Source organism: Streptomyces sp. NPDC039465 (assembly GCF_055639315.1).
This window is the reverse complement of record NZ_JBVKAP010000011.1, coordinates 10,779-32,451: the sequence shown is the minus strand read 5'-3', so window position 1 is coordinate 32,451 and position 21,673 is coordinate 10,779. Positions and strand designations below refer to the sequence as shown.

Genomic DNA, 21,673 nt, shown 5'->3' with positions numbered 1-21,673 from the left:
ATCCTTTTCTTTCCTTTCTGCGGATTCATTTGCATTGATGAATCGCGGCCTTGTTCTTGTCGCTTTCCTTCGCTTACGGTCACCTCCATCCGGATGGACCGCCGAATCCTGCCACCGTCCGGGCATCGAACCCACCCACACGTCCGGCAGGAGCGGGGGACCCAGGTTTGCCGCCGGTCCGGTCTCCGGAGCGGCTCGGGGTGAAGCCGCGTGCGCCGCGGCCGGGCATCTCCTGCCCGAACCCGACAGCTCACCTCGCAGGCGAAGGAGAGGAACTCGCCATGCGTGGACACGGAAAGCACCGCCGTCCCAAGGAAAACCCGCTCGCTCGCCGTCTCGCCGCCGTCGGCACCGGCGGCGCCGCCCTCGTCCTGCCGGTGATCGGCGCGACCGCTGCCGGAGCCGCGACGCCGCAGGCCGCACATTCGGTCGCAGTTGAAAAGGCGGCGGTCACGACTGCGGTCAAGGCGGCGGCGAAGTCCGGCACGGTGACGTATTCCGTCGTCGCGGGTGACTCGCTCTCCAAGATCGCGGACAAGCACTCGGTGAAGGGCGGCTGGAAGCAGCTCTACAAGGACAACCGAGCCGTCGTGGGCGACGACCCGGCGGTCATCCGGCCGGGCATGAAGCTCACCATCGCCAAGAAGGCCGCCACGCGCTCGGCCGCCGCCACGGAGCGCGCGGACCGCTCGGCGCGCCCCACCACCCTGACCGCGGCCGCCCCCGCCGCCAAGGCGGCGCCGGCGAAGAAGGCGTACGCCAACAACCTCGACGGCTGGATCCGCGAGTCCCTCGACATCATGGCCCAGCACGGCATCCCCGGCAGCTACGAGGGCATTCACCGCAACATCATGCGGGAGTCCAGCGGTAACCCGAACGCGATCAACAACTGGGACATCAACGCCCAGAACGGTGTCCCCTCGATCGGTCTGCTCCAGGTCATCAAGCCGACCTTCGACGCCTACCACGTCCCCGGCACCAAGAACAGCCAGTACGACCCGGTCGCCAACATCACCGCCGCCTGCAACTACGCGGCCGCCCGCTACGGCTCCATCGACAACGTCAACGGCCCCTACTGAGCCGACGTGCCCATCGGGTGACATGTGGCCGGCACTGCCCACGAGTTGGCAGTGCCGGCCGCGGCATTCCCGCCTTACGACACGTTCAACGCCCGATCTCGGGCGGCTGCCGACCGGTCTTCCTTCCGTGCGGCCAGGACGATGAGCGCTCCGGAGACGGCCCCCACGAAGAACGGGGACGGCACGAGCAGCACGCCGCCCACCACGCACCACACCACGAGGCCCCACCCGGTCCAGGCCGGCACGCTCACCCCGCGGCCGGCGAAGTGCCATATCAGGCACCCCAGCAGCACCAAGGGCACGGCGAAGCTCCCCGGACCACCCCAGAAGGTGGCGACATTCCTGAGGGAGTCCACAGTCTCCGGCGCCCCCTCCGAGAGGTTGAGGGGGACAGCTGCCCAGACCCCCCGATCGGCCCAGCCGGCGACCTCGTCCCAGGCGGTGAGCGCCAGCAAGGACAGGTGTCCCACTCCCAGCACGAGCATGATCCCGCTCGCCCAACGGAGCAGTCGCTTCCTGGAGTTCATCGGGGCTCTCCTCTTCTTCGTGCGTGGCCCCATGTGACCGCCACGCCATTTGTACGGGGCCGTACAGAACGCTGTGTACGGTACCGTACAAATGAACCGCGTCGAATGGAGGTGGCCCCGATTCCCGCTCTGCCCCGCACCCCACGAGCCCGCTGGATTGAGGCGGGCCTCGAAGCCCTCGCCCAAGGAGGCCCCGACGCGGTCCGCATCGAGGCGCTCGCCGCCGAACTCGGCGTCACCAAGGGCGGGTTCTACGGCTACTTCGACGGCCGTCCCGCGTTGCTCGCGGAGATGCTCGACGAATGGGAACGCCGCTGTACCAAGGAAGTGCTCGCCCAGATCGACGCCGAAGGCGGAGACGCCGCCGATGCGATCCGGCGCGCCGGTCAACGGACGTTCACGGAAGACTTCCACCGGATCGATCTCGCGGTCCGGGCATGGGCCCGCCACGACGAGGCCGTGGCGGCGCGCCTGCGGCGCATCGACAACGAGCGCATGGAGTTCCTGCGGAGGATGTTCGGCGCCTTCCTCACCGACCCCGACGAGATCGAGGCCCGCAGCACCTTGGCGTTCGCGCTCGGGATCGGCCGTTACTTCATGGCCGTGGACCACCCCGGGTACACCGACCGGGAAGCCGTCCACCTTGCAGGGGAGTACCTCCTGCGTCCGCAAGCGTGAACGCGTGGTCCGGGCACCATCGGGCAGCCCGGGCTCCGGAAGCCGCGATTCCCATGGTGCCGGAATTGCGCACGTCTCGGGCGGTTGAGGTGTGGGATGGCTGGTGCGGCTCAACGGTCTGTTGACCCGTACCCGCCGGGGGTTTGAGCATGGCCGGGTCAATTCCGTCCCGACGGAAGGAACCCAGCATCATGAGGAGTACCCCGGCAGGCTCCGTATGGCGGTCGCCGCCATCGGGTCTGCCTTGCTGTTACCCCTCGCGGTCGCCGCCCCGGCAGGCGCCGCCACCCCCGAGCCGAGCAAGGCCGACCGACTGGGCATCCAGCTCGGCAAGCCCGAGAAGGTGACACCCGCAAAGGCGCCCGGCGCGGCCGACGCGTCGGATGCGGCCGACGTAGGCGCCCAAGCGCTGGACTGCGCGCAGGGCGAGGCGGTCAACAGCCGCACGGAGTCATGCTCGAACTGGCGCATCCCCGTCATCTACACGATCAACGAGGTGCCGACCGGCACGGCCACCCTGCACGCCAAAGCCACCGCCACGCTGCAACCCCGCAACCGCTACGCCTGGAACCAGAAGGTCGAGGTGCGGCTGACCAACCCCACCAGTTGGGCCGGATGGTCCACGATGGGCCGCGTCGGGTTCGACTGCAACCACTGCGACGTCGACGAGTCCGGCGAGCAGTACCTCTTCCCCAACCGCACGGTGACGTACGAGTTCACCGTGTCGTCGCCGGCCGCGACCGGGTCCGCGACAGCATCCGACCGTACGCGACGCTCGACGCTCCTCGCCACGACGAGGGCTCCGCCGTCATAGGGGGAGACGTTCCGCCCCCGGTGCGACAACACCCCCCGCATCACGCCCGTACGGGCCGGCGGCTGTGTCTATCCCGACGTCCCGGCCGTGTGGGAGCTGTCCACCGCCAACCCTCGTGTCGACGCGGTGGCTTGGCATGTCGACTGGGCGCAGCGGAACCTCAAGCAGCCGTGGGGCAAGCCCGGCACCCGGTACACCTTGCAGCGGACGTTCGACGACACGATCATCGGCGACAACCGCGAGGTCGCGTGCGGCCGTGACGTACCCCGTCCGCCTCCGGGCAGCGGCCTGTCCTGCGATGAGTACCCCTTCGCCCAGACCCTGCAAGGCGCCAGCCGTTAACCCGGACTACAGCTGTCACTTCCTGGACGAGGGTGACAACAGCCGCGAGGGCAGCCTGCGCAAGGCTTCCTTGAACGGACAGCGGGTGCTGGAAGGTGACCACTTCTACGTGCGGGTCATCAAACCCACAGGCACCGCCCAGGACCGCCCAAGGCCCTCGGGCCGGTCGGCTGCGGCAGCGACTGACGCGGCCTACGGCCGGCCGGAACTCGACCAGTCGCACCCGGCGGGGGTGGAACGCCATGATGGTGTTCCACCCCCGCTCCCGCTCCGCGCGAGGAAGGACCCACCCCATGACCCAGCTGATCCACCGCACGACCGATCAGGTCTTCGTGGACGCGTCCACGGTCGACCTGGTCGACGAGAGCACGGTGGCGGAGTTCGAACCGGAATGGGAGTCCAACGGCCTGGTCGACGTCGCACCCGACGGCGACGCGGCGAGGATCCTCTGCGGACAGGAGATCGGCACTGTCACCGTCACCGCGGAACTCTGGGACGGACCCGCCCCGCTGGACACCGACGACTGGCAGGACGTCGCCGAAGTGTCCGTCGCCTGGACGGGGGACGTGATGGACTTCGCCACCACGAGGGCCCAGGACACCGGCCGTAGCCTACTGCGGCTGCCGGGCGCCGGTGACTACCGTGTCCGCGTCCACGGCAAGCACCGGGACGACGGCGACCCCCGTCACGACGAGGACCCGGTGGAGGAGTACCTGATCCAGGTGTGGACCGCCCCGCGCGACAAGCCCGCCCTGCTCAAAGGCACCAGCAGCAAGGGGCTTTACTGGCGGACCTGAACGGTGGTCTTCAACGGCGGCGGTTGAGTACGCCGATGAGAACGGCCAGGTCGTCCGCGCCCGCCGGGTCGTCCGCATAGCGGGTGGTTTGGAGGCGGCCGACCTCCGGAAGGACGACGTCCTCGCGGGCCAGTACGTGGACCAGCGCCAACAGGGCCGCACGGGCATTGCCGTCGGCGAACGGGTGGAAGAACGCCACGTCGAGGTAGACACGGGCCGCGCGGGACGCGAGAGGCACCCCCGGGTCGGTCGCCTCGCGCAGGCAGGCGGCGAAGTCGGCTTCGGTGCGCGGAGTCAGGCCGTAGCGCTCGCGGCCGCCCTTCGCGAAGGCGTCCCCCGTACGGAACGGCGCCGTCGCCACGCCGAGGACCGCCCGCTGCCAGCCGGCCAGCAGGGCGAAGTCCAGCGGGGCACGGCGGACGGCATCGGCGCGGGCCATGTCGTAGGCGGAGAGCAGGCGCTCGGCACGGACGGGGTCGCGCCGGCGGACCGGCCCCGCGCACCAGTCCCGGAACCCGTCGCGCGCGGGCAGCGGCGGCGTCCCGGTCCGAGGCGGCAGGGCAGGTATGTGGTGCCAGTCGGCCTCCCGGCGCACGCGCAGCCAGGTCACGAGGCTGTCGGCAGCGGCGAGGCGGTCAGTGACGGCGGGGCTGCCAACAGCAGCGGGCCTGTCAGCGGCGGTCATGGAACTCCTCCAGGGCGGCGCGCTCGCGGTGGTCCTGATAAGGGACACGGCAGGTGAGAGCGACGGCGAGGTCCTCACCGACCGAATCGATCACTGCCTGCCCTGGGACGACCCAGCTCTCGAACCGGCCACCGATCGCGCGCTCCACCGCCTGCTCGGCGTCGGCCCGGTCCATGCCGGTGGTGGTGAGGAACCAGCGCAGGACCAACGCGGCCTGCCTGTGCCAGCCGCCCTCCGCGCCCGAGTCCAGCGCGAGTGTCACGAGCCGGACGGATGCCCGTTCCAGATGCCAGCTGCGGTCCTCGGGAGACGCGTCTGGCGGCGGAGCCAGTTCAGCAAATCGCTGAGCCATCCTCTCCAACCACTCCCGCCACTCCAACAACGCGGCTACGACACGGGCCGCGGTCTCGTCGGGGGTCGTCACCGAGGATTCTCCGGTGACCCAGCTTCCTATGGGACCGCCGTGCCGGTAGCACCAGTTCCATCCATGGGCCCAACTGCCGTATCGACCCCGGATGATCGCGTCCACCTGGCGTTCGCACCAGCGCTCGCCCGCCCACCAACCGTCCATGCCGGAGAGCACGGGTGGCACCCATTCGCGGACCAGCGCGCGGAGCTGGGCCTCTTCGTCCTCGTCCCATGCGAAGGGGTGCCGGGCCGGGTCGAGATTCTCCCAGCTCAGCCTGGTCTCGTAGGAGCGGGCGGGCACCAGGTTGTCAGGGAAGGGCAGGGTGTCTTGGTTGTACGTCAGTGCCGGCCTCGCAATTCTGTCTGCGACGATGGGCTATCAGTCTCGGTTCGTGCAGCCCGGGTTAGCGAGTGATTTTCGCGACGGGGGCGCTGCCGGATCGGGCGCGGTCGGGTGCCGGACGAGAGACGGCGGCGCCGGGAGCGTAGGGTCGGGCGCATGGTGCATGTGCTGTCCAGCCGGATCCTGCTGACGCCCACCGATCCGCAGCGCTCCCGCGACTTCTACGGCGGCGTCCTGGGCCTCGCCGTGTACCGGGAGTTCGGCACCGGACCCGACCGGGGGACGGTGTATTTCCTCGGCGGCGGCTTCCTCGAGATCTCCGGCCGCTCCACCACCACCCCCGCGGTGCCCGGCATCAGACTGTGGCTCCAGGTGGCCGACGTACGCGCCGCCCACGAGGAGCTCCTTGCCCGCGGCGTGGAGGTCCTGAGGCCCCCGAAGGAGGAGCCGTGGGGCCTCGTCGAGATGTGGATCGCCGACCCGGATGGCGTACGCATCGCGGTGGTCGAGGTCCCCGAGCAACACCCCCTGCGCTACCGGCCCTGACCGGCAGAACGACGCGCCTCGCTGTAGAGCCTGGCCGTCACTCCGGTTCTCCGCCGGTCTCCTCGGCGCGGTCGAAGGCCAACCCGCTCACCCCCTCGCCGAAGCCGACCCGGCGACGCCGTGACACCCAGACGCAGGTCCGGCCGTCGAGCCAGCGGGTCCGCCGGACCGCACGCTGGATCCGTGTGCCGGAGCGCTCCACCTCCTCCTCGCGGACCCGGTACACAGCCGGATCCGTCAGGCCGTCCGGTGTCAGCACCCGCCCCACCGGCGGGACGTTCTCCAGCGCGCCGTCCGTGAAGCGCTGCATCGCGGCGCGCTGGAGGGCGACCGAGCGCAGGGTGGTGTCGGTCCTGACCGGCAGGAAGGGAATCCAGTTGACCGGCACCGTGGTCTGCAGGCGGTAGCGCAGCGGAGCCGCCGTCGGCGGCTCCGGGGGCGGCCCGTCCGTCATCGACAGGGCGCGCTCACGTCCGTCCCACGGCCTTCCGATCCCGTTCTCCGTGGTGCTCTCCACCGCCCACACCATGTTGGCCTGTTCGTCGCGGAGGAACCGGACCTCCTCGATCACCGGCCCGTCGACGGTGGCTCGCAGCGCCGACGGCGGCAGGGCGCAGTAGTCGGTGACACCGGCGGCGGTGTCGCTGGTGGAGAACATCGTCCAGCGGTCGTCGGCGGCGTCGGCCCTGCCCACCAGCGTCCACTCGTCGAACACGTCCCGGACAAGAAGCTGGTCGACCCTGAGCAGCGAACCGACCGGGCGGCCCATCGGAAGGACGAACCAGTCGTCACCCTGCGCCAGCATCACGTCCAGGACCAGCGCCTTGGCCAGTTCGCGCCGGTCGGTGTCGAGGCCGGCCCAGTTGAACCGTGCGTCCTCGAACCGCCACCACCGGCCGTTCGGCAGACCGGGGAAGGCGAGACGGGTCGGGAAGAGGCTGTGGTGCGTCGTGGTCACGGCCGGCTCCGGCTCCGGCGTCTCGGTCGCGGACACGTCGAAGCTGTACCAGTCGTACTCCCCGTTCGGGCCCGCGTGGGCGGACAGCCGGTGCCGTCCGCCGCCGGGCGTGGCGGCCCGTACCTCGACGTCGTAGTCGAGCCGGTCGGGCCTCCAGGCGGGGGAGTCGCCCCGGCCGAGCGGCCCGTACGCCTGGTCCGCCCAGGCCAGAAACGCGCCGAACGCCTCCGTGACCGGTCCGGGGTCCTCGCCCGCCGGAAGGACCACCTCCGGCGGAAGGTCGGGCGCGGCGGCATCGGCGGCGGCCCGCGCCGCGATCCCGTCGACCGCCCGGCCGCCACACACACGCAGGAACCGATCGAGTGCCGCGTCCGCCGGATCGGCGGTGGCCGCTTCCGTGGGACCAGGGACGGGGAACGCGGCCCGCACGGCGGCGATCACCGCGTCGCCGGCGTCCCTTGCGGACAGTTCGCGGGTCAGGGCGTGGCCCAGCTCCACCGCGGTACGCCAGTCGGGCGTGGCTTCCTCGCTCTGGGCCAGTGCCTCAAGCGGCGCGCTGCCGTCCAACTCGGCGAAGGACCCGGGCCCGGCGCGCCAGGCTTCGAACCGGGCGGCGCTCGCGGCGTAGGTGACGTACGCGGGCGAGGCCGCGTCCTCCCCGCGGAACTCACCCAGCTGCCATTGACGGGCCAGGAACCACAGCGGGTCGCGCACCGGGGCTTCGAGGCCCCGTACGAGGCTGTCGGAGCGAGGGGTGGGCTCCACCCGGTTCCAGTAGGTGACGCTCGGCATCAGTCCTCCCGCACGATGGTGGGCCGGCCGGTCAGCAGGCGCCTGAACGAGGTCGTGACGGTCGCGTTCTTCACATTGGCGGCGAGGTATGCCGCGGGGAAGAGCTGGCCGTAGCGGCCGAGGTCGGAGAGGTCGACGGCTCGTACCCGGGTCAGCTCCAGGGTTTCGAGGAGCGTCGCCTCCAGGTCGTCGTAGGTCCACAGCCCGGCGTGCGTGGGCGGCACGGCCAGCAGCACGCAGTGCGGTGCCTGGGCGACCGGCGCGTCGTAGTGGAAGGCCACACCGGTCTCCTCCTCACGGTTCGGCAGGATCTCGGGCCAGACGTCGAGCAGCAGTCCGCTCCAGGGTTCGTCCGCCGCCGGAACCTCGCCGAAGAGGGCCAGCGAGACAAGACCGGAGGGGTGCTCGGACCCGTCCGGGTGGTCCAGCGCTGCCCAGGGCGCGCCGTCCTGCGGGGGGAGCTGCACGATACGCGGGCGGTCCGTGTCCGTGCCCGTCGCCCGGGCGTACACGAGCACCTGCCGCCAGGCGTCGAGGGGTGCACGGACCCGCAGCACCCCCGCGAGCCAGCCCTCCACCGCCCCGGCCGGGTCGGTGCCGAGGCCCGGCTCGGTGGACAGCGCGGTGGTGAGCGTCTCGGGCGTGGCCGGGCGGAACCGGGGCAGGACCGGCAGCGCCCGTCCGAACACCGCGCGCAGCCGCTCGGTCGCGTCAGAGGCACCGGCGCGGGCGGCGATCCGGCGGCCGAGTTCGGCCGCTGCCGCGTCGCCGAGCGTCAGCAGCGCCTCCACCGCCGCGGGCGCAGCGTCGTGACGGGTGGGCGGAAAGACGTCAGGGACGCCGAGCGCCGTGGCCCCGGCGAGCGCCGCGCGCAGCGCCGACAGCTCCGGGGCGGTGCCCTGCGGTGTGGCGCGCACAGCGTCGAGGGCGTCGGTGAGCGCCTGGACGGCGGCATCGAGCGCGGCCTCGGCCGTGTCGGCGCGCCCGTCGAGCTCCCCGGTCATCTCGTCGGCCGCGGTCAGGGCCGACTCCTGCTCGGGGGCGACGAGATGGGCGGGTGCGAGCGGCCGCGCATAGCCCAGTGCCCGCGCCACCTCCGACAGCAGCTCGAGGACGGCAGCGAAGGAGAGCTGGGCGCTCCCCGCGTCCGTGTGGTCGACGGTGACGGCGGTGTCCGGCCCGGTCGGTCCGATCACCTCCCAGGCGATCCGCCGGTCGAGCTCGGCCGACGAAGCGCCCGCCTGAAGCAGGGCGGCGTGCAGCAGCAGATCGGCCGGCGCGAGCCCGAGGTCCGCCGCCGTGACCGTGCGCGGCGCCCCGCCCTCGGCAGTGGCGACGCAGCCCAGCCCTTCGGGCGACCCGAGCAGCCGGCCGAGCCACGCGTTGAGCTCGGGGGCGGCCTCCGCCCGGGGCGTCGCACCCAGCGCGCCCCACTCCGCCGGCAGGTCCGTTCCGGACATCACCAGAGCCACCCGCTGGTGCAGCACGCCGCCGCCGCGGGGTGTCCCGGCCACCTCCGGCTCGGGAGGCCGGTGGCCCTTGGCCAGGCTGTCGAGCGTGGCCCCGGACGCCCCCGGGCTGCCCCGAAGAGTCTGATGCACCGACTCGGCGAGCAGCAGATCGGAGACCGCGTCGACGGCGTCGTCGAGCCGCCGCAGCTCGGCCTCGATCGCGGCCCGTTGAACGGCGGTCGGAGTGAGCCCCGGGCTGCCCCACGGAATGGTCCCGGCACGCCAGGCGGACCGCAGCCGCAGCCCGTCCACCACATTCCGCGCCGCTACCGACTCCGCGGGCTCCCCGCTGTCCTCACTCTTGTTCGCGACCAGCGGATAGCGGGCGCGCAGGCCCTCGACGAACTGGTCGAGCTCCACCCCAGGATGCCCCTCGTGCAGCCCGCGTTCGAAGCGGTAGCCGAGCCCGGCGCCCAGCGGCTGCTCCGCGCGCACCCCATCGATCAGCGTCAGCGCGTCCCGTACCCGCCGGGACGAGAGATCGACGGCGTACGCCTCCACGCCGCCGCGCGCGAGCCGGGCACCGCGCAGCACCGCCGCGGTGGCGGCGTGCGCCATCGACGGGGCGAGGACATGGCCGCCGGAATCGGTCCGTGCCTGCGCGAGCTCGCCCTCCGCGCCGACCCGTACCGGCACGAACTCCGGCACCGGATCGGGCCGCAGGTCCTCGACCCAGCCGTAGCACCCGACATGGACGCCCTGCGGCTGAGCCCGCCGCATTCGCTCAAGGCGCTGGGTGTACAGCGAGGTGACCCAGGGGTCGATCCGGTGCGAGCAGGTGTCCAGGGTCTCGGTGAAGAGCCGTTCCAGCTCGGCGCTGGGCAGCTGTTCCAGGACCCGCAGATCCGTGCGCAGGCGGGCCAGAGGCTCCAGCGCACGACGCACCGCGGGCGAGTTCGCCCCGAGCACCGCGCGCGGGTCGGCCAGGAAGGCCCCGAGCGTTCTGTCACCGGTCAACCCGGCCACCCGCTCGTCGAACCGGGTCCACGCGGTGCGGTCCGGGCTCCGCCGGCCGGGGACCACGTCGATGAGCTCCGCCTCGAAGCGGTCGTCGGCCGCGGCGAGCCCACGCCCCACGAGCAGATCCAGCGCCGCGGTGTCGTAGGCGCGCAGGAGTGAGTGGCGGAGCATCAGATAGAGCAGCGGCAGCGGCGCGTCCAAGGCCGGAGCGGCCGTCTGGTCGCGCAGCGCCTCGGGAGAAGCGGTGCGCAGCCAGGCCAGATAGTTGACGACCAGCGGCTCCGATTCGGACAGCGGCTGGCGCTGGACCAGTGGCCCGGCGAAGTCATGGGCGAGATCGGCGAACGTCAGCCGCGGAGCCCGAGCCTTGCGGGGGACGTCGCCCAGGTCGTCGAGGAGGATCCGTGTCGTCGTCTGCTCCAGGCCGCGCCACGGCCCGATGTCCACCCCCAGGAACCCGAACAGGTTCGTGTGCAGATCGGGTCCCAGGACCTTACGGATCTGCGCCCCCTGCGCACTCGCGTCCTGACCGAACACCTCGATCAGATCGGCGTCAGGGTCCGAGGACCTCCCCAGACGCGGGGCAGTGCCGGAGGCCGTACGCCAGCCGCGCAGCAGTCGGCGCAGCCACAGCGGCAGCGTCTCGCCCAGGGGCCGCGCCGCGTTCGGCTCCGCTGCCCAGCGCGCCAGGGAACTGACGGGCAGCAGCCCGTACGGCACCGCTCCGGCGCGAAACGCGGGCAGCGGCCCGCGCGGCCGGACGTGGGCGTCGGCATGGTCGCGGAGCGCCCGCGCGGTGGCCTCACCGATGTCGGGACTGAGCATCTGCTCCAGGAAGTGGCCTACGGTCGTGGGCCACAACGCCGCGCACATCGCCCGCGCGGGAGTCTGCTCGTCCCGCCCCGCGCCCGGCACATGGTCGGCGGTCGTCGGCTCGACGCCCAGCGCGATCATGAAGCGGTGCCCGTCCGTGCCGGGCGCGGCCGGCGGAGCGCCCCGCGCCACGGCGAAGCTCGCGGCGCCCGCCGGGTCGGCCGGCGGATGGTCCGACGGCGCGTCGGCCGAGTTGTTCGTCCGGGCGCCTTGCGGCACGAACGCCAGGCCGCGGCTGAACCGCAGCCCGTCGAAGAGCCCCGCCAGCTTTCCTGCCTGCCCCAGGGGATCCTCCGTCGTGCGGACACCCGTGGCCAGGACGGTGTCGAAACCGGCGACCAGGTCGGCGGCGGTGAGCGGGACCGTGACCGCCATACCCGCCTCGACCGCCTCGTCGAAGGCGTACGCCCAGCGCAGGCCCGGCTCGACGGAGAGCCCGTCGGGGGTGAGCGCGACAGCGTCGTCGAGCCCCTCCTCCTCGCCGTCGGCGCTCATCCGCAGCGTCAGCGCCAGGCCCTCGCGCACCGGCTTCCCGATCGCCCGGTGCAGCACCGCACCGCCCCTGAAGCAGGTGACGATCCAGCGGTCGGGCAGCAGCGGCGCCTCCGGCGGCCGGTGCCAGCCCGGCGGCCGGGACTCCCGGGACGGGAAGACGATCTCGCCGCCGCTCGTCGTCGGCTCGGTGCGCTCCACGATCCACGCCGCACGCTCCGGCGTCGCCTCACCGACCAGCAGCGTCCACGACGCCTCCTCGGCCATGCCGTCGTGCACCCGCCTCCAGTACGCCTCGCCCGCCACGGCCTCGGCTTCGGTGAGCAGTGGTTCGAAGCCGTGCGCGAGCAGGCCGTCCGGGTAGATCCGCACGAGCAGCCGGCCGCCCCTGCCGCCGGCGTCCCGCCGGAAGCGGGTCTCCAGCCGTACCGGCAAAAGCGCCATGGGGAACCGGGCGTCGAGGCCGCCGATCCGCTCCACAGGATCCGTCACGAGCCGCTCCAGCTCGACGCGCAGACCGTCGAGCGCCCTTCTCTCGGCCGCCCTCGCCTTCTGCAGCGCCGCCACCGCCCGCGCGTGCTCCTCGGCGAGCCGCTCCCGGTCCTTCTCGCTCGCGGCGGCCAGCGCCGTGCGTGCGGCGGCGAGCCGCCCCGCCGCGCTGCCGCGATCGTTCTGGGCCTTGGCCCGCGCCGCGCGCAGCCGCTCCAGCCTCTCGCTCATGACGGGGTCTCCTCCGGGAGCAGGTCCGAGCCGTGGATGGCGACCCGGAAGGGCCGTTGCAGCGTCACGAAGGCGAGATCCGAACCGTTGGCGCCCTTCGGCCCGAGCCCGTGCTCGGCATGCCAGGCCAACGGCGGGTCGCTAGGTGCCGGGATCACCTGGGTCGTGTCGGGCAGCTCCGCATCCAGATCGATGTGCCCGAGCGTCTCCATGGCCCCCGCGTCGGCCACGAGCTGCGCCCAGTTGAGGTCGTTCCAGCTCGTGGGAGGCGCCGCGTAGTGCCCGTCGTCCCGGTCGAGACCGAACACCGGCTCGGTCGGCTGTTCCTGGAGCATGAAGTACCAGCCCTGGTCCTGCTGAGGGTCCTCGTCGCCCCGCACGTCCTCGGACAGCAGATCGAAGCCGTAGAAGGAGATGTCGGGATCGAGCCGCCCTTCGAACACGGGAAACTTCCGCTCGTCACCCAGCGCGCGCCGCCCTCCGTCCAGGACGGTACGGACCGCGTAGACGAGGGTGCCGGGATAGCGGCGCAGCACCTCACCTTTGATCAGCAACACCACATGGCCCTGGCTCGGCGCCGGGCTGCGGCCGGTGTGCGCGCCGAGGTCGGTGGCCGGACCCCAGCGGTGGATCTCGTCGATGTCGCGCAGCGTCGCCGGGTCCGCCGGTCCGCCGCCCGGCCCCACGACTCCGCGCACGTCCCAGAACTGGCGGAAGTACGTGCCGCGCTGGTCGGTCGGGTACTCGTGGTAGAGCAGTTCGCGCCCCATCTCGTGGCTCAGGCCGGCCATGTACGCCTCGATGAACCGCTGGTTGGTCTTCAGGAGCGTCGCCGTGTCGGGCGCGATCCGGCCCACCCCCGGCAGCAGCCATTCCTGGCCCAGGTCGCGCAGCGGCTCGTACATCGGCGTCTCGATCGACGGCGCCGCCATGACAGCCTCCAGCGGGTCGTCGAAGTCCCAGCGCACCCAGGGTGCGAGGGTCAGCCGGTGGCGCAGACCGGCGGCGACGGTCAGCCGCGGCTGCATGCGCTCCGACATCGAGTCGGCGAGAGCGTCCAGGTCGGCGACCGCCAGCCGGGGCCCGGGCGCCGGAGGGGCGTTCAGGTCGCTCACCGCGTCGGCGAACGCCTCCCTGAGGCGTACCGCCGCCGCCAGGGCCTCCGCGGGCGGTACGTGGTCCACAGGCACCGGTCCCACGTCCCACGCCCCCGGCCGGCTGACCGCGGGGACGAAGCCACGGGCCGGCCGCAGCGACAGGACGTCCTCGGGCCCGGCGTCCGGGTCGAGGAGCCGTCGTTGGGCCAGGGCCCCCTTCCGCCGTGCCCGCGCCCGAGCGAACACCGCCCCCGCCACAGCCAGCGAGACCGCTCTCCCGGTCCGGCCCCGTGCCGCGCCGGCGGCGGCAAGACCCAGTGCGAGGGGAAGTCCCTGCCTCGCGCGCCGCCCGGCGGGGGGCAGCACGCCCTCGCGCTCCAGGGCCTTCACGACCCGGAGTCGGGTCACCAGCACGGCGGGCGTCGCCACCGGCGGCCGGGCCCGCACCTCGGCCGTGTTGAGCCGGGCCAGCACCGGCGCCGTGCCGTCCACCCGCAGCCGTTGCAGCCTGCGGCCTACCGGACCACCCGGGCGCAGCACCCGCCGCAAACCACCGGCGAGGGTTCCCTCGGGCACGGGGCTGCGCCTCAGCCGCTCGTGGACGGTGATCGCCGCGCCGGCCGGGCCCCCCGCGCCGGGGGCGACGAAACGCGGATGCAGAGGCGCCGTGACCGCGAGGAAGTCCTCCACGGGAAGCGACAGCAGGTGCCGTTCCAGGATCCGTTCGGATGCCGCACGCGACACCTGCGCCCGGCGTAGTTCGGCGTTGGCGGCGAGAATCCCCTCGACCTGGTTCCATGCCTCGGCAGTCAGCTGCTGGTCGTGGGTGCGCACCACTTCGGCGCCGAGCCCGGCCGCCGCGCGCAGGCAGGGATCGGCGTTCAGTTCGTGGAACCAGCGGGGCGGGCCGCCTGCCGTCGCCAGCCGGTCGGTCGCCGCCTGCCAGCGCACCCACAGAGGCGGCGCGACGGTCAGCGGGGCACCGGGGGCCTGCAGGAGGTCGGCGGGCCGGTTGAGGAGCCCGGCGAGAGCGGTCACGAACGGTGCGCGCTCCTCGTCGGCCCACGGGCGGCTCGTCGCATCCGGGGCGATCAGGGCGCCTTCCATGGAGAGCGGCCCGGAGGCGGCCGACGGCAGCGCCGGGTCCGGCGCACCGACGAACAGGTCCCGCATCCCCGTACGGGCGTCCACGGGACGTGCCCGCAGCCGGCGCGCCAGCGTCTCGAAGTCCCCGAGGACCCCGGTCTGGAAGCGCCACGAGTAATACACCGGCAGTCGCACCCGTGTCGCGCCGGGCTCCCAGGCGGGCGCCAGGCCGTCGACCGCCCCGTCCAGCGGTGCCCGCAGCCCTGCCAGCCTGCCCCGCTCGAACGCGGGGACCAGGAACGCGCGGTACCGGGTGCCCGGCGCCAGCCGCCGGGCCGCGAGGAGCCGTGACCGGACCCGCCGGGGCTGGCGGCGGACCACGTCGTCGAGCGTCTCCGACGCCGCGTCGAATCCGTCGATCTGCACGTGCGCCCACGCCCAGCTCTGCGCCAGCAACGGCAGGCTCCCCGCGTCGTCGACGGTGATCGCGGCGAGCGTGCCGTCGCCGAGGGCGGAGCTCTCCTCCAGGACCGCGTTCTCCGGCAGCACGGCGAGCACCAGCCACGGCCGCAGCCGGCCGCGTGCCGCCTCTGCCCGGGCGGGGGTGAACCGCCAGGGGAAGTCGGGCTGCGCGAACTCGACCGCGGGGAAGAACGTGGGTTCGGCGTCGGTCTCGTCGGCGCGGGGGACGATACGGATCACCACGCGCGGATCGACGGCGACCACCTCACCCGGCCCGTACAGCTCGAACCCGGCGGTCACCGGGCGACTTTCGCCGGCCGCGTCGATCCCGAGCGTCACCGGCAGCGCGGCCCGGGCCTCTCCCGTCAGCGAACCGTCGGGCCGGTCGATCTCACGGGCCACGCCCCGCCGCAGCCACGGCAGGAAGGCGTACGACGCCGGGGTGCTCACGGCGCACCCGCCAGCTCGTGCACCGGTACCACCTGGAGGCCCGCCCGGCCGTCCGCACGCTTGCGGGCCCCGTACGCCGCGCCCTTGGTGAGTGCGATGCCGAGGTCCGGGCGCGCGGTCAGGGAGTCGAGCGAGGCGACGCCGTACTCCTCCGCGGCCAGGACGACTGCCCGCTCGGCCGGGACGGCGGCGGTGAACTTCCCGGCGCCGGAGTCCTCCCACACCGACCGCGCACGGCTGCCGCGGGAAACGGTGGCGAGCTGCAGCGGACGATCCAGCGGCGCCCGGGCCGCGGGCTGGTCGTCCGACGGGGCGTCGACGATCCGGGTCTCGTACTCCAGCCGGGCCGACTTGAGCGCGGTGAGCGGGCCGTCCACGAAGTCCCCGCCCACGGTCACACCGGCGTCCATCTCCTCGAACGACGGCCGCGACAGCTGCTCCGTCTCCGACAGGTCCTCGAAGTCTCCGGGCGCGAAGTGGTCGCGCACCAGGTCCCAGTGCGCGGCGGGGGAGTCGCCGACGGACACCTCGCGCAGATCGAAGCGGTCGGGGCCCTGGATCTCGTACTGCCCGAAACGCTCCAGCGGGCGATTGAACGGAATCACGGTCTGGCGGAGCGTCGCCGCGCCCATCGGGTGCAGCAGCGGGGTGTTCGGGGCGTCCGGCGGGGGTCGCAGCGCGACGGCCGCGGCGAGGTCCGGCTCCAGACCTGGCGACCAGTTGTCGGCCCGGCGGATCGCCGCCTCCAGCAGGGGCCAGGGGTCGCTCGGCGGCAGGGTGTTCTCGCGCCGTTCGCCGAACTCGGCGTCGAACGGTACACAGATGTCGAAGAAGAGCAGCGACAGACAGCCCTTGCCCCAGGCGTGGAACGGTGCCGGACCGGTCAGATGTCCGTCGACCGAGATTCCCGCGATCCGGTCCGAGCCCCGGAACAGGCCCATCCCGGCGTCGAAGTCGACACGGAACGACAGCGGGACGACGACCAGGAGGGCGTCGAAGCCCAGCCAGCCCTTGACGGCGAAGCCGCCTGCCTCCGCGAAGAGTTCGGCGCGGGCGCCGAACTGGCGCGAGTTGGATGTGATGGCGAGATACGCCTCCAGACTCACCCGCGGGTTGTCGCCCGTACCCAGCGCGATGCTGACACGGCGCAGGTCGGGGAAGCCGGGCGGCGGAGTGACCTGCGGGTTCATGCCGCCGACCGCCAGCGCCACATTCGGCGGGTCGGCCCAGGAGAACCGCAGGGCCATGTCGCCGGAGACCGGGAAGGCCGCCACGTACGAGTCGCGCAGCGAGGCGTCCACGGCCAGCAGCCGTTTGGCGGAGTCCAGCACCGCGACCACGTCGACGTTGAGCGAGACGACCGGCGCGTCCTCCGGAAGCACCACGGAAGCCTGGCCGACCAGGGCGAGCGTCACCGGGTCGGGCACGTCGAGCAGCACCCCGATCTCGGCACGGACCAGCGCCGGCGTGCCCCAGCCGAGGATCGCCATCGGCCCGAACACCGAGCGGCCCATCGCCACCGGGAAGAGCGTGGTGAGATGGGAGACCAGGGTGTGCGCCTGGGCCACAGGGTCCTGTGGGAAGAGGATCGCGTCGACCGCGCCCGTACGCACCCCGGACAGGAACGCGTCCGTGTCCAGGCGCCGGTTGACCGCCGCGAGCCCGCCGACACCGGTGAGGGTGAACCCGTACCCCAGCTGGATCGGCGCGAACTCGGCCGAGACCGCGATCAGAAGGGAGAATCCCGGCGCCGGCAGCGGATCGCCCTGCGCGTCCTTGGTGTCGAGGACCCCGATGGCGGTGACGCCGACGTCGAAGACGTCCAGTTCGAGGACGCCCGTGTACCGACCCGCCTCCGGGTCGAGCCGGATGAAGCCGCCACCCGTCACCACACCGGCCGCGTCGACCACCAGACCGAGACCGGACGGCGTCAGCACACCGAAGCCCACGTCGAACGGTCCCGCGTTGCCCGGCTCGAAACGGACGGGCAGATGCACGCCGACCCGGTCGGCCGCGTACGACACAGGACCGAGCGCACCGGACAGCGCCGCCGACGCACGGACGTCGATCTCCGGGGTGACCCCGGCCCCGGCCGTACCCCGCACGGCCAGATCGACCCGGTCGAAACGCAACGCACGGACACCGGCGTGAGGATAGAGCGACACCTCCAGGCCCGCCCCCGCCTGGAAGTCGAGCCCCGTACGATTCGACCACCTCAGCCCCATCGGCATCTCGACCCGGGTGTCCTTGCCGCCCAGCATTGAGCCGAGGAAACCGTCGAGCGAACCGGCCGACAGCACCAGGGCCGCCCCGCGCGGCTCCGCGCCGAGCACGACCTCCACAGTGCCGCCGCGCACGTCGACCCCGATCGACAGCGTGGCACCGGCCAGCTCGATGCGGTTGCCGTCGGGCTCGCCGAAGACCACCGACGGGCCCTCGGGCGCGTAGACCAGCGAGAAACCCAGCCCCGCGGACGGTAGCGCGTGCCCCGGCGCGAACGGGTAGCGGACCGAGGTCTCACCGGGCCGTAGCACGATCCCGAGCTGCTCGGCCAGATCGGTGCCCGCCCGCAGCCTGAACGTCCAGCGGTCGCCGAGGGCGACGTCCTGCGCGATGCCGTCCGGCACCATCGGCCCGATCACGATGCCCGGCAGCGCCGCACCCTCCGCCGGCAGCTCGGTGACCTCCAGGCCGACGTCGGAGTACTCCCCGGCGACCGGCAGGTCGAAGAAGGGCACCGTCAGGCCGTGCTTGAGCGGCCGCGCGGGTGTCCCGGTCGCCAGGTCCTGGATCGCCGTCGCATACGCCGACGAGACCGCGCCGACCGAGGACGGCAGCCGCAGTGCGAGCGTCAGCTCACCCAGCAGTTCGGCGGCCTTGCGGAAGTCGAACTCCGCCGTTCCCCAGCCCAGGACGACCGCCGGGACCGACATCGGATCGCCCACCACCTCCGGCAGCCGCTCCCACTCGAAACGGGTACGGACGAAGCCGGGACGGGACCCGGAGGGGTCCACCGGCTCGAAGCGCACCACGCCCAGCAGTTCGAGGATCGAGAAGGTATTGGGCAGTTCGGAGAGCAGATACTCCGCCAACAGATACTCGAAGAGATTCCGGGCCAGCTCGGACATGGCCGCCGGATCGACCCCAGGCGGCACCTCACCCAGTCCGTCCACCGCCGTGTACACGTCTCCGACCGCCTCGATCAGCGCGACGACCTCCTCCGCTCCGGCATCGTCGGCGAGGTCCCCGGCCGCCGCGGCGGCCTGCACGGCGGCGTCGGCGACGGCCACATAGCTCGGCGGCAGTCCCTGCACGTCCCAGCCCAGCTGCCACATCAGCCGCCGGAAGGACTCGGCATCACGGAATCCCCGGTCGAGCGGCTCCACGGCCGCCGCCAGATGCCGCGCAACGGCGTTGAGGGTGGATCGGTCGGTGTCGCTCATTTTGGGTACCGGTGGTGGTAGTCGGCGTCGATGGCGCCGTGCTGGGTCGGGTCGATGAGATCGACCATGGCGTAGCGGCAGACAGGACAGAACTGGTAGGCCTGAGCCCGTCGGCCCTTTGGGCGGAAGTGCTGGGTGTGCATCAGGCAGATACCGGTCGGCCGGTACACGCCGCAGTCGTGCTCGTCGCCGTTCTCGTACAGCCCGACGATCCAGGAGGAGTACTCAGGCGGCTTTGGCGCAGGGCCGGGAAAGTTGACGGCCGGCGTCGGGACGTCCAGTTCGCCCGGGCACGGCCGGTTGGCGGCAGCCCCCAGGGGCGGGCTGAGCGGGTTGCTGGTGGCGTTGATCTGGGTACGGACCGTCGCGTGCATCAGTTCGAGGTCGTCGGCGAAGACCCGGCTGGCGGAATCCGGGTCATTGCCGCGTACGGGACAGATCAGCACCGAACCGGCAGGGTAGTCGGCGGGAGTGAGGACGGCCGCCGTCAGCGCCTCCAGCTCGATCTCAGGATCGGCGACCGAGGTGACGATGAACCGGTCGCTCGGTGGGGGAGAGCCCACCAGCGGACGTCTCCGGAAGCGGACGACGTCGCCCGCCTGGAACCGTGTGGCGTGACCAGCCTCCAGAAGCACACGGACGAGAGGGCTGCCCAGATCAAGCGGCTCCGCAGCGAGGACGCCAGCCGCCCGCAGTCGCGGCCAGCGCCATTTGACCTTGTCCGCATCAAGGTTGCCGCCGGTCAGCAGCGCTGTCCGTGGTTGTACGTTCGCCACGGAGGCGAGGGCCGCCTCCCTCGTCGAGGGCAGGAGTCCACGGCCGCCGTACTCGTCGTCAAGGCTCATCGAGTGCCCGAGCTCATGCGCCGCCATGGTCCAGAAGTCGATGTGGATGGGCGGAATGCTGTCGGGGAGGAGGTTCTTGCCGCGCCCTCCGGGGGCGTCCTCGATGCGGTGTTCGTCCTCGTCATCCGTCGTCATCGCGACGACCCGCCCAGAAGGGTCGCGGAATACCATGCTGCCGCCGTTCCGCCGCGAGTGGGCGACCATGACGATCCGGTCCTCGTCCGTACCACCCCTGACCCAGACACCGCCGACCGTGGTCCCGCCAGGATCGCGCAGAGCGCCGAGGAAGTCGTCGAAGTCCTGCTCGTCGAAGCGCGACGGGTGGAAACCGGACGAGCGGATCGCGTCGAACCGCTCCGCCGCTGGGCGCTCGCCCAGGATGAGGGAGAACGCCGTGTCGGGTTCGTTGAGCAGGAACCGGTCGTTGGCGGCCGGTGCGGGGGGAGGGCCGGTATGCCATTCGGCGGGCTCGCTGCCCGGAACCACAGCTGTGTCGCGCTCTTCCGCATCTGCGCGCGCGCCCGACACGTGCGAACGCTGAGTCAGCTCAAGCACGCTGACTCCGGCTTCGGGCGACTCGACCCACACCATGAAGTAGTTGAACTTCTCCTTCAGCAGGTCGAACGGTCGCGTACGGCGCCGCTTGCGCAGACGGTTCACGAGTTCCCGTGCGAGCCGTTCGAAGCCGGATTTGTCCGCGGCCCGGAATCCGTCCGGCAGGATCAGGATGTTGGCGGAGTCCGCCATGGGCATGGCGGCGACACCGGGGTCGCCGATCAGCGTCACGGTCATGGGCGTGTTCCAGGGCGCCGTGGCCGTGGCCGTTCCGGGATGCGAGGCCGGCACCGGCGTGGCGGGCGATGTGGTGATCGACGCGGTGATCGACGAGCTGCCGCTGTTGGCCACTCCGGTCAGCAGGCCCGTGTCCGAGGCGACGCTGACCGGGCCCCCAGCGGGTGTTGCGCTCCACGCGATCGCCGGCGTGACGGTCCCGGCCTGCCGCACGAAAGTCAGCTCCCCTCCAGCGGGCGCCTCTTCAGGGCACCACGCCGTCAGGTCCCCGTACCTCCCGTCGTCGAACTCGGCGAGCAGAGTGAACCGACACCTGCGTACGTTCTGGTGGACGGTGAGTGAGGTGGGCGTGAGCCACATCCGGCTGATCGAGGTGTGGATGTGGAAACGCTTGAATCGGCTTTTCGTCGTTGCGCCCTCGGTCACCGTGGCCTGCACGAGGAAGTCGAGGAGCATGTCCGGCCCAGGCAGCGGTCCGGTGACCGTCACCTCCCCCTGGGCGCTCACGGACACGCCTGCGGTCTCGGGGCCGGGGGTGAAATTCGGGGTGAAGGTGACCGTCACGCCCGGGTGCGGGTTGTCCGCCCGCCGGTTCCCGGCCGTGTCCTCGATCCAGAGCAGATGGTCGAGTCTCGGGCCCGTGACACCCGGGATCAGATGGATGTCCTGGGCGGAGGTGCCCGGCCAGAAAGGGTCGACGACCGTCATGGCCACTCACTGGGCTCGTTGAGGTCAGCTGAAAAGGTCCGGGCCTGAGGCCTGGTGCCGATCGCACCGGCGCCTGTGCGCGTCCGCGCGGGGCCGGACACTTCCATCGTGCGACGCGACTCTCCCGCCCGCAACACCACTCCCGGCCGCGCGCACCGTCTGCTGCCGACGGTCCTGTCGGCGCTTCAGCGAGCGGAACGGCGAGCCTGCCGGGCGGGGCGGGACCCCGGGGTGTTGGCTGGCTGGGGTCGGCGTCGTGCTGGGC

14 protein-coding genes and 1 riboswitch are annotated in these 21,673 nt (G+C 72.2%); of the genes, 6 read left to right on the top strand and 8 right to left on the bottom strand.

Annotation, left to right across the window (positions count from 1 at the left end; genetic code table 11):
• Positions 1 to 122 precede the first annotated feature (122 nt).
• Positions 123 to 277: riboswitch (cyclic di-AMP (ydaO/yuaA leader) on the top strand.
• 4 nt (positions 278 to 281) lie between these two features.
• The gene (locus tag ACZ7LT_RS29190; protein ID WP_471239108.1) at positions 282 to 1,079 is read left to right on the top strand and encodes a transglycosylase SLT domain-containing protein; all 798 of its coding nucleotides are present in this window, start codon (positions 282 to 284) and stop codon (positions 1,077 to 1,079) included.
• A gap of 74 nt (positions 1,080 to 1,153) precedes the next feature.
• Here the strand turns inward: ACZ7LT_RS29190 and ACZ7LT_RS29185 are convergent, their stop codons facing one another.
• On the bottom strand, positions 1,154 to 1,606 hold the full coding sequence (locus tag ACZ7LT_RS29185) for a DUF6463 family protein (protein ID WP_471239107.1): 453 nt from the start codon (positions 1,604 to 1,606) through the stop codon (positions 1,154 to 1,156).
• Positions 1,607 to 1,717: 111 nt separating this feature from the next.
• On the opposite strand from ACZ7LT_RS29185, the gene ACZ7LT_RS29180 reads away from it, so the two are divergent.
• From ACZ7LT_RS29180 to ACZ7LT_RS29165, 4 genes are all read left to right on the top strand, one after another.
• Complete coding sequence (locus tag ACZ7LT_RS29180; RefSeq protein ID WP_471239106.1) at positions 1,718 to 2,284, top strand: TetR/AcrR family transcriptional regulator; 567 nt, start codon at positions 1,718 to 1,720, stop codon at positions 2,282 to 2,284.
• 244 nt (positions 2,285 to 2,528) lie between these two features.
• Entirely contained in the window at positions 2,529 to 3,098 is a 570-nt protein-coding gene (locus ACZ7LT_RS29175; protein ID WP_471239105.1) for a hypothetical protein, read from the top strand.
• Between the two features lie 87 nt (positions 3,099 to 3,185).
• Complete coding sequence (locus ACZ7LT_RS29170) at positions 3,186 to 3,440, top strand: NucA/NucB deoxyribonuclease domain-containing protein (RefSeq protein WP_471239104.1); 255 nt, start codon at positions 3,186 to 3,188, stop codon at positions 3,438 to 3,440.
• A gap of 293 nt (positions 3,441 to 3,733) precedes the next feature.
• Entirely contained in the window at positions 3,734 to 4,237 is a 504-nt protein-coding gene (locus ACZ7LT_RS29165) for a hypothetical protein (protein ID WP_471239103.1), read from the top strand.
• Between the two features lie 10 nt (positions 4,238 to 4,247).
• Here ACZ7LT_RS29165 and ACZ7LT_RS29160 read toward each other — a convergent pair whose 3' ends face one another.
• Complete coding sequence (locus tag ACZ7LT_RS29160; protein ID WP_471239102.1) at positions 4,248 to 4,922, bottom strand: Fic family protein; 675 nt, start codon at positions 4,920 to 4,922, stop codon at positions 4,248 to 4,250.
• Positions 4,909 to 5,631, bottom strand: coding sequence for a hypothetical protein (locus ACZ7LT_RS29155; protein WP_471239101.1), 723 nt, complete (start codon positions 5,629 to 5,631; stop codon positions 4,909 to 4,911). Before ACZ7LT_RS29155 ends, ACZ7LT_RS29160 begins: the two co-directional genes overlap by 14 nt.
• 198 nt (positions 5,632 to 5,829) lie before the next feature.
• Here ACZ7LT_RS29155 and ACZ7LT_RS29150 point away from each other — a divergent pair, with 198 nt between their 5' ends.
• Positions 5,830 to 6,219 (top strand): VOC family protein, encoded by a 390-nt coding sequence (locus ACZ7LT_RS29150; protein ID WP_471239100.1) that lies wholly within the window; start codon positions 5,830 to 5,832, stop codon positions 6,217 to 6,219.
• A 37-nt stretch (positions 6,220 to 6,256) separates the two neighbouring features.
• Here ACZ7LT_RS29150 and ACZ7LT_RS29145 read toward each other — a convergent pair whose 3' ends face one another.
• Genes ACZ7LT_RS29145 through ACZ7LT_RS29125 form a run of 5 tightly spaced genes read right to left on the bottom strand, consistent with a single transcriptional unit; the run spans position 6,257 to position 21,408 of the window.
• Positions 6,257 to 7,969 carry a hypothetical protein gene (locus tag ACZ7LT_RS29145; protein ID WP_471239099.1) on the bottom strand — a complete coding sequence of 571 codons (1,713 nt, stop codon included), beginning with the start codon at positions 7,967 to 7,969 and terminating at the stop codon, positions 6,257 to 6,259.
• Positions 7,969 to 12,525, bottom strand: coding sequence for a hypothetical protein (locus ACZ7LT_RS29140; RefSeq protein WP_471239098.1), 4,557 nt, complete (start codon positions 12,523 to 12,525; stop codon positions 7,969 to 7,971). The genes ACZ7LT_RS29145 and ACZ7LT_RS29140 overlap by 1 nt, the downstream gene beginning before the upstream one ends.
• A complete protein-coding gene (locus ACZ7LT_RS29135) occupies positions 12,522 to 15,620 on the bottom strand; it encodes a hypothetical protein (protein WP_471239097.1) in 3,099 nt (1,032 codons plus the stop codon). Before ACZ7LT_RS29135 ends, ACZ7LT_RS29140 begins: the two co-directional genes overlap by 4 nt.
• The gene (locus ACZ7LT_RS29130) at positions 15,617 to 19,063 is read right to left on the bottom strand and encodes a DUF6603 domain-containing protein (RefSeq protein ID WP_471239096.1); all 3,447 of its coding nucleotides are present in this window, start codon (positions 19,061 to 19,063) and stop codon (positions 15,617 to 15,619) included. Before ACZ7LT_RS29130 ends, ACZ7LT_RS29135 begins: the two co-directional genes overlap by 4 nt.
• A complete protein-coding gene (locus ACZ7LT_RS29125) occupies positions 19,060 to 21,408 on the bottom strand; it encodes a hypothetical protein (RefSeq protein ID WP_471239095.1) in 2,349 nt (782 codons plus the stop codon). The genes ACZ7LT_RS29130 and ACZ7LT_RS29125 overlap by 4 nt, the downstream gene beginning before the upstream one ends.
• Positions 21,409 to 21,673 lie beyond the last annotated feature (265 nt).